The sequence below is a fragment of the Bartonella sp. B17 genome (assembly GCF_053795755.1).
The window spans coordinates 1,377,413-1,389,333 of record NZ_CP200032.1 but is presented as its reverse complement, the minus strand read 5'-3'; the positions used below and the strand labels follow the sequence as shown (position 1 = coordinate 1,389,333).

Genomic DNA, 11,921 nt, shown 5'->3' with positions numbered 1-11,921 from the left:
AATATGAAGGTTGTTTGATGCAGGTTACCGAGACGCTTAATGAAGGACTGAAGCGCGAAATTAAGATCGTGGTTCCGGCGAGAGATTTAGAAAAAAAATTGAATGAACGGTTGGATGATACTAAGGGTAAGGTCAGGATTAATGGCTTTCGTCCTGGTAAAGTGCCTGCTGGACACTTGCGCAAAATGTACGGCAAGTCTTTTATGGCAGAAATTCTTAATGAGATTGTCAGTGATGCTCCCCGCTCTATTTTAGCTGACCGTAATGAACGTTCAGCAATGCAGCCGCAAATCGATATAGATGAAAATGAAAAGGTTCTGGATGGTAAAGTCGATTTTGTTTTCAGTTTAAAATATGAGATTTTACCAAATTTTGAAATTAAAGATTTTGAGCATATTGAGATTATTCGTGAGATTGCAACCATTCCTGAAGAAGAAGTTGATGAGCAGGTGAAACGCGTTCTTTCTTCCACGCGTAATTATTCTCTAAAAGACTCTTCTTCTGAAGAGGGTGATCGTATTACGATAGATTATCTGGGCAAAATTGAAGGTGCTCCATTTGAAGGTGGCGCAGATAATGATGCGCAACTGATTTTAGGATCAAAGCAATTTATCCCTGGTTTTGAGGAGCAGTTGGTTGGTGTAAAAGCAGGCGATACCAAAACAATTTCTGTTAAATTTCCAAATGATTACGGTGCTGTACATTTAGCTGGTAAAGATGCAGAGTTTGATATAACTGTTAAAGCTGTTTCTAAGCCAGATGAATTGAAAATTGATGATGAAGCAGCCAAAAAACTTGGCTTAGAATCTTTGGATCGTTTACGAGAAGTTGTTCGTGAGCAAATTGAGAGTCAGTATGGTTCAATGACGCGTCAAAAAATTAAGCGTCAAATTCTTGATGCTTTAGATACTGATTATAGCTTTGAAATTCCTGAAGGACTTTTGGAAATTGAATTTAACAATATATGGGCTCAGGTTAATAATGATTTAACAAAGGCTGGTAAAAGTTTTGAAGACGAAGGTGTTACGGAAGAGCAAGCACGGGAAGAATACCGTGCGCTTGCACAGCGTCGTGTCCGCCTTGGCTTGGTGCTTTCTGAAATTGGAATGAGGGTTGGCATTAAAGTAAGTGAGGATGAGTTAAGGGCGGCAGTTTTTGATCAGGTTAGACAGTATCCTGGACAGGAGAAGGAGATTATGGAGTTTTTTCGTAATACTCCAGAGGCTGTTGCAAATTTACGTGCTCCAATTTTTGAAGAAAAGGTTATTGATCATTTGCTGGCACGGATAAAAGTTATAGATAAAGAAGTGACAGTTGAAGAATTGATGAAAGAGCAAGCTGAATTAGATTTAACGGAAGCAAAACCAGCAAAGAAAAAATCTACAGTAAAAGAAAAAAGTGCAGAAAAAGCTTCAGCCAAAAAGAAAGCGTCTAAAAAAAATTAATATTTATGCCAATAAAATAAGCTCGATAAAGTCGGGCTTTTATATTAATTATATTCTAGGCTTGCACTTGTTGTGTTTTTAGATTAGCCATCGGGTATGTTTTTTATATTGATAGTGGATTGGCAATGAAAATCATTGATACGCGTATTCCTGATTCTAAGCGTTTTATTTCTGGAACTACAGGTGATTGGGAAGTCATCATTGGCATGGAGGTTCATGCGCAGATCATATCAAATTCAAAGCTTTTTTCAGGCGCATCGACAAAATTTGGTGCTGAGCCAAACAATAATGTGTCGCTCGTTGATGCTGCTATGCCGGGAATGTTACCCATTATTAATCAGGAATGTGTACGTCAAGCAGTTCGCACTGGTTTAGGTTTAAAGGCTAAAATTAACCTAAGATCTGTTTTTGATCGTAAAAATTATTTTTATCCAGATTTACCGCAGGGATACCAAATTTCGCAATTTCAATATCCAATTGTAGGTGAGGGGAAGATTATCATATCTGTTGGTCCAGATTCAAAGGGTCAGTTTGAAGACATTGAAGTTGGAATTGAAAGGTTGCATCTTGAGCAAGATGCTGGAAAATTAATGCATGATCAGCACTCAACTATGTCTTTTGTAGATCTTAATCGTTCTGGTGTTGCTCTTATGGAAATTGTATCTAAACCAGATATGCGTTCATCTGATGAAGCTAAAGCTTATATGACAAAGTTACGTACAATTGTTCGCTATTTGGGTACCTGTGATGGTAATATGGATGAAGGTTCCATGCGTGCAGATGTTAATGTATCAGTTCGTCGTCCTGGTGGAAAATTTGGCACGCGCTGTGAAATTAAAAATGTTAATTCTATTCGATTCATTGGTCAAGCGATTGATTATGAAGCGCGTCGTCAAATTTCGATTTTAGAGGATGGTGGTGTAATAGATCAAGAGACTCGACTTTTTGATGCTGCTAAAGGTGAAACGCGATCGATGCGTTCAAAGGAAGAAGCGCATGATTATCGTTATTTTCCTGATCCTGATCTTTTGCCATTAGAATTTGATCAAGCGTTTGTGGACGCTTTGGCGGTGGAATTACCAGAATTGCCTGATGAAAGGAAAATGCGTTTTATTCATGAGATGGGGTTAACAGCGTATGATGCTTCCATTCTTGTGACAGAAAAAGCTATTGCTGATTATTTTGAAGAGGTTGCATGTGGGCGTGATGGGAAAATAGTGGCTAATTGGGTGATTAATGATCTTTTGGGTGCCTTAAATAAAAATAACCGTGAGATTAAGGATGCACCAGTGACGCCAAGTCAATTAGGGGTTATTATTGATCTTATAAAAGAAGGAACTGTTTCTGGAAAAATTGCTAAAGATCTCTTTGAGATTATTTGGGATGAGGGGGGAGATCCGCATCAAATTGTAGAAGAGCGCAATATGAAACAGGTAACCAATACAAAAGCTATTGAGAAAGCTGTTGATGAAATTATTGCCAATAATTCTGATAAAGCTGCGCAAGCAAAACAAAAGCCTGCATTAGCTGGTTGGTTTGTTGGACAAGTGATGAAAGCAACAGGTGGTAAGGCAAATCCTCAAATTGTTAATGAATTGGTTAAGATGAAGCTTGGCATAGATTAATTATGAGATAAAGAAAAATTCATAAATATGATATTTTCTTTTTAGCTGAGAAATAAGAATTAAGAGTTTTTGTTAATCAGGATCATTCGCAAATTTACTAATACTTTTTGTTTTTACAAATTTTAAGCATTATAATAGGTTTATTTTACGGGTATCTAAGAAATGGAATAGAGGATGGCTGGTTTTTTAAAGCAAGTCTTTACATGGTGGAATGGCAATACCATCAATACACGCTTCTTTACTTGGTGCAAAGGTAAGCGTATAGGGGAAGATCAGTTTGGGAATGTTTATTATGAAGGAGGCTATCATAAAGACGGTTATCCGCGCCGTTGGGTGATTTATAAAGATTACTCTGAGGCTTCTACTATTCCACCAGGATGGCATGGTTGGATTCATCATCGTTGTGATATATCACCCATGCAGGAAAATTACCAATCATATGAATGGGAGAAACCTCATGTTGCAAATATGACAGGGACGAGTGCAGCTTATAGACCAAAGGGATCTATTGCTCACGACGGTGAACGTTTTTATGTGCATGAAGATTATGATGCATGGTCACCGAAAGCATAAGGTATTTTGATTAAGCGGGTGAATGTATTTTTTTATTTTGCTATAAGCTATAATAAAAACTATTTTTTTAGACACAATTGATTTGATGTTATGAATTCTTTTATCATGCCAAGATTAAGGCACATTTATTGTGCTTGTTTTATAGGAATAATAGCTTTGTCTTTCGTTAATGAAGTGAAGGCTGAGCGTATTAGTAATGGAATTGCTGTTTTTGCAGGTCTTGATAAAATTAGTGGTCAGACTACTCGTTTTGAAGTCTCTCTTGGTGAAGTTTACCAATATGGAGCTTTACAAGTGACACCACGAGCATGTTATACAAGTTCTAAAGATGAGCCAACTCATACAACTGGTTTTGTTGAAGTTAATGAGATAACATTAGATAAAAAAGTGCGGCGTATTTTTACAGGTTGGATGTTTGCAGATAGTCCTGGCTTAAATGCTGTAGAACACCCTATTTATGATGTCTGGTTAAAAGATTGCAAATAAACTTTTAAAATTGTTTCTTAAAGTTGTAAAAATAAAATGCTAAAATTAAATAAGCGCTTAACGTTGTTACTTTTTATTTTGTAAGTAAATCATTTATTTTGCACTTGTTAATAGGTTTTATAAGAGTGTTAAATGCTAGATTTATAAACTATAATTATCATTATTATACATAGAATATATAAATAGATATTAAGTTTTTTATTTAATGGCAAGTTGCTTTTTCATTTTAATTGAAAGGTAGATTAAAGGTATTAGCAATAAGATCTATACTATTAATATAATAAAAATTTTGTCTGATTTGCATGATATCAATTTGAGTTTGCTATGGTATCTATGATATAGTAACTTTGTGAATAATGTTTTCGATATTTCTCTTTTTGTACTTTGTATAGGTCATAAATATTTTTATATAAAATCATTCAATATTTGGGAATAGAAACTAAAAGAATGTTAAGTGTAAAAATTTTTATTATTAAAATTTGCACGTCTATTTTATACAAAAATTATTAATTTTATAAAGAATATGAGATTCTCAACAATGAGAAATGTTGATCACCAATACGATAATAGCCCATTGTTGCCAAAACGACCTAAAGAATCATTATTGAATATTCCATTTATTATAGTTGTTTTGATCGTATTTTGTTTTTGTATTTATTTCATTCTTCAATATTTTTTTCCTTATCAGCTTTATATTGAAAGCTTTGAATTTTTTTCATTTATACCAGTGTTGTTCAAGACCGATCCTTTAGGGTTTTGTTATACCATTGTCAGTTATTCATTCATGCACAGTAATTTTGAACATATTGCTATTAACATGATTTGGTTTTTGATTTTTGGTTCTCCTTTGGTAAGCCATTTTGGTGGTTTACGTTTTTTAATTTTTTGGGTAGTGACGGCGGTTATTTCTGCGTTAACTTATCTTGTATTTAATCAAGATAGTGCGATGCCGCTTGTAGGAGCATCAGGTGTGGTTTTTGGAATGATGGGAGCTTTTGCACGGTATGATTTTTCCTTTGTCCACTTTGATAGAAATGTACAAAATAGAAGACGTTTCGGCTCTTTGTTATCTATTAGAAAAGCGCTTTGTTCGAGGACTGTACTTGTTTATGTTAGTGTGTGGCTGATTAGTAATTTTATCATAGGTATTTCCTCTTCTTTGTTTGAAGAAAATAAGATTTTAATAGCATGGGAGGCGCATATTGGCGGGCTTTTTTCAGGTTTTCTATTAGTTGGTTTTTTTGATATATCGCAAGGCAAAAGGCAAAGTGAAAATTATGATCTAAGATATTTATGAGCTGCATAAAGCGCTATTGTTGCTGCATTTGAGACGTTTAATGATTTTATACTCCCAGGCATATCAAGGCGTGTTAATGCGCAAACAGTTTCACGTGTTTTTTTGCGTAAGCCTTTTCCTTCTGCTCCTAAAACAAGAGCAATTTTTTGTCCTGTTAGCGCTGTTTCTAACGGTAGGTCACCTTCTGAATCGAGTCCAAAACTGATAAAGCCTGCTTTATGGAGTTCTTGAAGTGCTCCGGCAAGGTTTTTTACAGTGATATAATCAATCAGTTCCAAAGCTCCAGAAGCTGCTTTAGCAAGAGCACCATTTTCTTGGGGTGAATGGCGACAAGTGGTGATGAGTGCCCCAGCTTTAAACGCAACTGCAGAACGCATAATAGCCCCGACATTATGCGGATCGGTAATTTGATCCATTACAATAACAAGATCTGTATTTGTTAATTCAGATAACCGGTATGATTTTAGGGGTTCAGCCTCTAAAACAGCACCTTGATGAACTGCATCATTTCCAACAAGTTCATCGAGTTGTTTTGGTAAGCATAAAGTAATGGGACAGGACAAATCCGATTCTGATATGCTTAATCGTTTTAAAGCATTTTGTGTGGCATAGAGGCGTTTAAAAACTCTTTTTTGATTTTTTAAAGCTGCATAAACCGCGTGAATACCATAAAGAAAAATTACTCCTTGTTTTAAGGGAAAGTTTTTTTGTTTCAAATGTGTTGTAGACGAAGATAATGAATTTTTTGTATTGCGGTATCTTCGACGTAAACGAGCGTAATGAGAATCTTTAGATATTTTTTCTTTCATACCTTTTTATAGCTTGTTAACAATATAAAGTGGATAAAAAATTATAATTTTAATTATTCTTTAAAAAATTGCGCAAAATTGTATTTATCTTGTTGACAGATACGATACTAACCGTCATAACCGCTTCGCAGCCAGTATTGATTAGGTGGTCAAAAATGGTTGTGGATGATGTTTCGTCGCACAGTTTTGTTGATGTAATGGAGGGGTGCCCGAGTGGTTAAAGGGGGCGGACTGTAAATCCGTTGCGTATGCTACGTTGGTTCGAATCCAACCCCCTCCACCATGCATCAAAAGATAACATGTGAAATGAACGTGCGGGTATAGCTCAATGGTAGAGCAGCAGCCTTCCAAGCTGAATATGCGGGTTCGATTCCCGCTACCCGCTCCAGTGAGTTGTTGATAGCTTTAGTGAGTTGTTGACAATTGTATGAATGAACATGGTCAACGGGTGTTCTATCATAAATTTGGCGAGATTTTTTCGTCTAACAGTTTTTATTATCGAATTTATGTATTAGTTCGGTTAATTTGAGTTATGTAAGCCTGTTCCTTATGGCGCTATAAACAAGAGATTGACAGCGATGGCAAAGAGCAAATTTGAACGTACGAAGCCGCATGTTAATATCGGTACGATTGGTCACGTTGATCATGGGAAGACTTCATTAACGGCAGCGATTACGAAGTATTTTGGTGAATTTCGAGCCTATGATCAAATTGATGCGGCGCCAGAAGAACGTGCGCGCGGAATCACCATTTCTACAGCGCATGTTGAATATGAAACGGAAAATCGGCACTATGCACACGTTGATTGTCCAGGGCACGCGGATTATGTTAAGAACATGATTACGGGCGCTGCTCAGATGGATGGTGCGATTTTGGTTGTTTCTGCAGCTGATGGTCCAATGCCTCAAACGCGTGAGCATATTTTGTTAGCACGTCAGGTTGGTGTTCCTGCAATTGTTGTTTTCCTTAATAAGGTTGATCAGGTTGATGATGCTGAGCTTTTGGAGCTTGTTGAGCTTGAAGTCCGTGAGCTCTTATCAAAGTATGATTTCCCAGGAGATGATATACCAATCGTTAAAGGTTCTGCATTGGCAGCTCTTGAAGATACAGATAAAAGCATTGGTGAAGATGCAGTTCGCCTTTTAATGAGTGAGGTTGATAATTATATCCCAACTCCTGAGCGTCCAGTTGATCAGCCATTTTTGATGCCGATTGAAGATGTTTTTTCAATTTCTGGTCGTGGAACAGTTGTCACCGGTCGTGTTGAGCGTGGTGTTATAAAAGTTGGTGAAGAAATTGAGATTATTGGAATTCGTCCAACTTCTAAAACGACGGTTACAGGGGTTGAGATGTTCCGCAAACTTTTGGATCAAGGGCAAGCAGGTGATAATATAGGTGCGCTTCTTCGTGGTGTTGATCGTGAAGGTGTTGAACGTGGTCAAGTTTTGGCAAAACCCGGTTCGGTTACCCCGCATACTAAGTTTAAAGCCGAGGCTTATATTTTAACGAAAGATGAAGGTGGCCGTCACACGCCTTTTTTCACGAATTATCGCCCACAGTTTTATTTTCGCACTACGGATGTGACAGGTATTGTTTCGCTTCCAGAAGGAATTGAAATGGTTATGCCTGGTGATAACGTCGCTATGGATGTTTCTTTGATTGTTCCGATTGCAATGGAAGAAAAGCTTCGTTTTGCTATTCGTGAAGGTGGCCGTACTGTTGGTGCAGGTATCGTTTCTAAAATTATTGAATAAATAATGATTGTTGAGGAGCTATTTTAGATCATTAAAGATAGGGGTATAGCTCAGTTGGTAGAGCGGCGGTCTCCAAAACCGCAGGTCGCGGGTTCAAGTCCTGCTGCCCCTGCCAAGAATGAAGTATGAATTTTGCTAATAAGAAGGTGGGCATTAACTGCCTTCTTTGCTTTTTTTCGTATGGGGCTTGTTTTTTTGTGCGTGAATCGTTATTGAGTAGAAAAATAAGAGAGCCACATGAGGTTTAAGATCGTTTTTTACGTTTTCATTGCGTTCATTTTATTGTATTAATCATAACAGGGCTAAAAAGAATATAGTGTGACTGATGGCATTTAAAACCAATCCAATTACCTTTTTAAAACAGGTTTATACAGAAGTAGCTAAAGTGAAGTGGCCCACGCGTCGTGAGACGGTGATTTCTACTGTTATGGTATTATTGGTTGCTGCATTGGCTTCAGTATTCTTTTTTGTCGTAGATCAGGTTATGCATTTTAGTGTGTGGTGGAGTATTGATCTTCTGAAATATCTTTTTAGTTGATAGTGCAGGGAAGTGTGATTGTGGTTGCTCGTTGGTATATCGTTCAGGCGTATTCAAATTTCGAAAAGAAGGTAGCGGAAGCTATCAGTAAAGAGGCTAAGCAAAAAGGATTTGATCATCTATTTGAAAAGATCTTTGTTCCAACTGAGCGCGTTGTTGAAATACGTCGTGGTCGTAAAGTTGATACTGAGCGTAAATTTTTTCCTGGTTATGTTCTTATTCGTGCTGAGTTGACAGATGAGGTTTACCATCTCATTAAAAATACTCCTAAAGTAACGGGTTTTTTAGGTTCGGATTCACGTCCTGTTCCAATTTCTGATCGGGAAGCTGAGCAAATTCTTAAACAAGTTCAGGAAGGTGTAGAATCTCCGAAATCTTCTGTGTTATTTGAGGTCGGTGAGCAAGTTCGAGTTGCTGATGGGCCATTTGTCTCATTCAATGGTATTGTTCAAGAGGTTGAGGAAGAGCGTTCTCGTCTTAAAGTCGAGGTATTAATTTTTGGACGTCCTACACCTGTTGATTTGGAGTTTAGTCAGGTTGAAAAACTTTGATTAGGTTTAGAGTGGGTTAGTCACTTTAAGTAATCAGTGGGAGGTGATTTTTGGCTTTTGTCGGCTTTATGATCCAGACCACACAACTGCTACAGGTAGCTGGCAAGATCAGTTGTCAGTATACTGTTAAATTGAAGGCGGATTATTATGGCAAAAAAAAGTATAGGTCAGTTAAAATTGCAGGTTCCTGCAGGGGCTGCTACCCCATCTCCACCGATTGGTCCAGCTCTTGGTCAGCGTGGTATTAATATTATGGAGTTTTGTAAAGCGTTTAATGCGGCAACGCAAGAAATGGAAAAAGGTGCACCGATACCTGTTATTATTACTTATTATCAAGATAAATCTTTTACGTTTTCTTTAAAAACTCCTCCAGTATCGTTTTTATTAAAAAAGGAAGCAAATTTAAAATCTGGTTCAAAGGAACCAGGGAAAGTTTCTGTAGGGAGCATTTCTCGTGATAAAATTCATTCGATTGCAGAAATAAAGATGAAAGATCTTAATGCAAATGACATTGAGGCGGCGATGCGTATGGTTGAAGGCTCTGCTCGCTCTATGGGTTTAGAAGTGGTGGGCTAATGTTATGGTGAAAGTAGCAAAGAGAATAAAAAATATTCGTAAAGGTATTGAGTTTAATAAGCTTTATGCTTTGGTAGATGCTGTTTCTATGGTTAAAGAGCGTGCAGTTGCGAAGTTTGATGAGACAATTGAGGTCTCAATGAACTTAGGTGTTGATCCTCGTCATGCAGATCAAATGGTTCGAGGTGTTGTTCATTTGCCTAATGGAACTGGGAGAAATGTTCGTGTTGCTGTTTTTGCACGTGGGGATAAAGCTAAAGAAGCTGAGGATGCTGGTGCAGATGTTGTGGGAGCTGAAGATTTATTTGAAAGCATTAATAATGGTGTGATTGATTTTGATCGGTGCATTGCAACGCCTGATATGATGCCTTTAGTCGGTCGTCTTGGTAAAATTCTCGGTCCACGGAGTTTGATGCCGAATCCAAAAGTTGGCACTGTGACACTTGATGTTTCCGGTGCTGTTAAAGCTTCTAAAGGTGGCGCTGTTGAATTTCGGGTAGAAAAAGCTGGTATCGTGCACGCTGGTATAGGTAAGGCTTCTTTTGGAGTTGAGAAAATAGTAGAAAATATTAAAGCTTTTGCTAATGCGGTTGTTAAAGCTAAGCCGCAAGGTGCAAAAGGTGAATATATTAAGCGTGTTGCGGTTTCTTCAACGATGGGGGTTGGAATTAAAGTTGATCCTGCAACGATTCGTTCAGAGTAAGTATGAGTTTGGTTTATAAGTTTGTTTTTGGTGTATGAATATCAAAATTTTATTTAGGGTATCGATTTTTATCGGTATTTTGTTATCTAAGCTTTGTTGAGCTTAGGTTATACCGGAAGAAAAATCCGGATATCCTGTCCGAGATTGTGGGTGATACATTGAGTATCTTAATATAAAAGCCTGCATGAGACTGGGGTAAAAACTGTAGAGTTAAAAGACTTAAAAAGTTTGAGCCAAGGTTACCTTTGATCGCTATGCGTGAAAAAGGGGACAGGATCCTCATCGATAGTATAAATATTTGTACTATCAAAGGTAACCAACAGATTTATTTTAATAAATCTGTTAAATGGAGAGAGACAAGTGAATAGAGCGGAAAAACGCGAATTTGTTACATGGCTGAATGAGGCTTTTAGAAAGTCGGGTTCTGTTGTTGTTGCGCATTATTCTGGTTTGACAGTTTCGCAGATGAACGATCTTCGTTCAAAAATGAATGAAGCTGGTGGTGCTGTTAAGGTAGCCAAAAACCGTCTTGCTAAAATCGCTCTTCAGGGCACGGAATCTGAATCAATAATGAATTTGTTTACTGGACAGACTCTTATTGCTTATTCAGAAGATCCAGTTACAGCACCAAAAGTTGCTGTTGATTTTGCAAAAAATAATGATCGATTTGTCATTCTTGGCGGTTCGATGGGGGCAGTCAATTTGAGTGTAGATGCTGTGAAGTCTTTGGCTTCATTGCCTTCATTGAATGAATTGCGAGCAAGACTCGTGGGTATGGTTTCTACTCCTGCAACTCGTATTGCTCAGGTTGTTAATGCACCTGCTAGCCAAGTTGCACGTGTTATTGGTACATATGCTCAGGAGGGCAAGGCTGCTTAAGGTTGTTTTGTATTCATATTGATGGAAAGGCCTTAATGTTTTTCTATTTTTTGAATAAATTTAAACTGTGGTTAAAACTTTTTAATTGAAGGAATTTAAAAATGGCTGATCTAGCGAAGATCGTAGAAGACCTTTCTAATTTAACTCTTTTGGAAGCTGCGGAGCTTTCTAAGTTGCTTGAGGAAAAATGGGGAGTTTCAGCAGCTGCTCCTGTTGCAGTTGCTGCTGTTGGTGGTGCTGCTGCCCCAGCTGTTGAAGAAAAAACAGAATTTGATGTTATTCTTGTTGAAGGTGGCGCTCAAAAGATTAATGTTATTAAGGAAGTCCGTGCTCTTACAGGGCTTGGTCTTAAAGAGGCTAAAGATCTTGTTGAAGGAGCGCCTAAGCCTATTAAAGAGGGTGCTTCTAAAGATGAAGCAGAAAAAATTAAATCTCAACTTGAAGCTGCTGGTGCTAAAGTTGAACTTAAATAAATTTAAATTTATTGGCGAGCATTTATGTTCGCCAATTTCTTTCTTTTTTGAAAAAAAAAAGAAGGAGATAGATAAAATTCTTTCATCAATAGTTTAATGATTGTGGTGAATGTGATTTTATTTTTATATCCCTTATCTTTAAGCCTAAGTAAATGGCTGGTGGTTAATGGGATAATTTAGTGATGCTCATTATCGGGTGTCAAGTGAACAGG

The 11,921-nt window shown here is 37.4% G+C and carries 13 protein-coding genes and 3 tRNA genes; 15 read left to right on the top strand and 1 reads right to left on the bottom strand.

Features of this window, described 5'->3' with window-relative positions; genetic code table 11:
• The first annotated feature begins 17 nt into the window (after nt 1–17).
• The 5 genes from tig to V4B18_RS06205 all read left to right on the top strand — a co-directional run bounded on the left by tig (nt 18) and on the right by V4B18_RS06205 (nt 5,426).
• Nucleotides 18–1,445, top strand: coding sequence for a trigger factor (gene tig / locus V4B18_RS06225; RefSeq protein WP_455475579.1), 1,428 nt, complete (start codon nt 18–20; stop codon nt 1,443–1,445).
• A 125-nt stretch (nt 1,446–1,570) separates the two neighbouring features.
• Nucleotides 1,571–3,070: an Asp-tRNA(Asn)/Glu-tRNA(Gln) amidotransferase subunit GatB gene (gene gatB, locus V4B18_RS06220; protein ID WP_455475578.1), complete on the top strand. Its 1,500-nt coding sequence runs from the start codon at nt 1,571–1,573 to the stop codon at nt 3,068–3,070.
• Nucleotides 3,071–3,244: 174 nt separating this feature from the next.
• Nucleotides 3,245–3,643 carry an NADH:ubiquinone oxidoreductase subunit NDUFA12 gene (locus tag V4B18_RS06215; RefSeq protein ID WP_455475577.1) on the top strand — a complete coding sequence of 133 codons (399 nt, stop codon included), beginning with the start codon at nt 3,245–3,247 and terminating at the stop codon, nt 3,641–3,643.
• Nucleotides 3,644–3,733: 90 nt separating this feature from the next.
• A complete protein-coding gene (locus V4B18_RS06210; protein ID WP_455475576.1) occupies nt 3,734–4,129 on the top strand; it encodes a DUF2155 domain-containing protein in 396 nt (131 codons plus the stop codon).
• Between the two features lie 538 nt (nt 4,130–4,667).
• On the top strand, nt 4,668–5,426 hold the full coding sequence (locus tag V4B18_RS06205; RefSeq protein ID WP_455475575.1) for a rhomboid family intramembrane serine protease: 759 nt from the start codon (nt 4,668–4,670) through the stop codon (nt 5,424–5,426).
• Here the strand turns inward: V4B18_RS06205 and V4B18_RS06200 are convergent.
• Nucleotides 5,405–6,235, bottom strand: a complete 831-nt coding sequence (locus V4B18_RS06200) for a TrmH family RNA methyltransferase (protein ID WP_455475574.1) — start codon at nt 6,233–6,235, stop codon at nt 5,405–5,407. The genes V4B18_RS06205 and V4B18_RS06200 overlap by 22 nt on opposite strands.
• Before the next feature lie 199 nt (nt 6,236–6,434).
• Here V4B18_RS06200 and V4B18_RS06195 point away from each other — a divergent pair.
• The 10 genes from V4B18_RS06195 (at nt 6,435) to rplL (ending at nt 11,709) form a co-directional block, all read left to right on the top strand.
• Nucleotides 6,435–6,518, top strand: a tRNA-Tyr gene (locus V4B18_RS06195).
• A gap of 31 nt (nt 6,519–6,549) precedes the next feature.
• A tRNA-Gly gene (locus V4B18_RS06190) sits at nt 6,550–6,623 on the top strand.
• A 190-nt stretch (nt 6,624–6,813) separates the two neighbouring features.
• The gene (gene tuf, locus V4B18_RS06185; RefSeq protein ID WP_455475209.1) at nt 6,814–7,989 is read left to right on the top strand and encodes an elongation factor Tu; all 1,176 of its coding nucleotides are present in this window, start codon (nt 6,814–6,816) and stop codon (nt 7,987–7,989) included.
• A gap of 39 nt (nt 7,990–8,028) precedes the next feature.
• Nucleotides 8,029–8,104 (top strand) — tRNA-Trp (locus V4B18_RS06180).
• 210 nt (nt 8,105–8,314) lie between these two features.
• Nucleotides 8,315–8,527, top strand: coding sequence for a preprotein translocase subunit SecE (gene secE / locus V4B18_RS06175; RefSeq protein ID WP_455475573.1), 213 nt, complete (start codon nt 8,315–8,317; stop codon nt 8,525–8,527).
• Nucleotides 8,528–8,547: 20 nt separating this feature from the next.
• Nucleotides 8,548–9,078, top strand: a complete 531-nt coding sequence (gene nusG / locus V4B18_RS06170) for a transcription termination/antitermination protein NusG (RefSeq protein ID WP_455475572.1) — start codon at nt 8,548–8,550, stop codon at nt 9,076–9,078.
• 147 nt (nt 9,079–9,225) lie between these two features.
• Complete coding sequence (gene rplK / locus V4B18_RS06165) at nt 9,226–9,654, top strand: 50S ribosomal protein L11 (protein ID WP_455475571.1); 429 nt, start codon at nt 9,226–9,228, stop codon at nt 9,652–9,654.
• 4 nt (nt 9,655–9,658) lie between these two features.
• Nucleotides 9,659–10,357 (top strand): 50S ribosomal protein L1, encoded by a 699-nt coding sequence (gene rplA / locus V4B18_RS06160; RefSeq protein ID WP_455475570.1) that lies wholly within the window; start codon nt 9,659–9,661, stop codon nt 10,355–10,357.
• Nucleotides 10,358–10,717: 360 nt separating this feature from the next.
• Nucleotides 10,718–11,236 carry a 50S ribosomal protein L10 gene (gene rplJ / locus V4B18_RS06155; RefSeq protein WP_455475569.1) on the top strand — a complete coding sequence of 173 codons (519 nt, stop codon included), beginning with the start codon at nt 10,718–10,720 and terminating at the stop codon, nt 11,234–11,236.
• A gap of 101 nt (nt 11,237–11,337) precedes the next feature.
• The gene (gene rplL, locus V4B18_RS06150) at nt 11,338–11,709 is read left to right on the top strand and encodes a 50S ribosomal protein L7/L12 (protein WP_455475568.1); all 372 of its coding nucleotides are present in this window, start codon (nt 11,338–11,340) and stop codon (nt 11,707–11,709) included.
• The last annotated feature ends 212 nt before the right edge of the window (nt 11,710–11,921 follow it).

What these genes read in the sequence shown, in the direction of transcription:
- tuf (WP_455475209.1), top strand. Translation starts at nt 6,814, where the DNA reads ATGGCAAAGAGCAAATTTGAACGTACGAAGCCGCATGTTAATATCGGT.
- V4B18_RS06215 (WP_455475577.1), top strand. Translation starts at nt 3,245, where the DNA reads ATGGCTGGTTTTTTAAAGCAAGTCTTTACATGGTGGAATGGCAATACC.
- V4B18_RS06205 (WP_455475575.1), top strand. Translation starts at nt 4,668, where the DNA reads ATGAGAAATGTTGATCACCAATACGATAATAGCCCATTGTTGCCAAAA.
- rplA (WP_455475570.1), top strand. Translation starts at nt 9,659, where the DNA reads ATGGTGAAAGTAGCAAAGAGAATAAAAAATATTCGTAAAGGTATTGAG.
- secE (WP_455475573.1), top strand. Translation starts at nt 8,315, where the DNA reads ATGGCATTTAAAACCAATCCAATTACCTTTTTAAAACAGGTTTATACA.
- tig (WP_455475579.1), top strand. Translation starts at nt 18, where the DNA reads ATGCAGGTTACCGAGACGCTTAATGAAGGACTGAAGCGCGAAATTAAG.
- rplK (WP_455475571.1), top strand. Translation starts at nt 9,226, where the DNA reads ATGGCAAAAAAAAGTATAGGTCAGTTAAAATTGCAGGTTCCTGCAGGG.
- V4B18_RS06210 (WP_455475576.1), top strand. Translation starts at nt 3,734, where the DNA reads ATGAATTCTTTTATCATGCCAAGATTAAGGCACATTTATTGTGCTTGT.
- gatB (WP_455475578.1), top strand. Translation starts at nt 1,571, where the DNA reads ATGAAAATCATTGATACGCGTATTCCTGATTCTAAGCGTTTTATTTCT.
- V4B18_RS06200 (WP_455475574.1), bottom strand. Translation starts at nt 6,235, where the DNA reads ATGAAAGAAAAAATATCTAAAGATTCTCATTACGCTCGTTTACGTCGA.
- rplL (WP_455475568.1), top strand. Translation starts at nt 11,338, where the DNA reads ATGGCTGATCTAGCGAAGATCGTAGAAGACCTTTCTAATTTAACTCTT.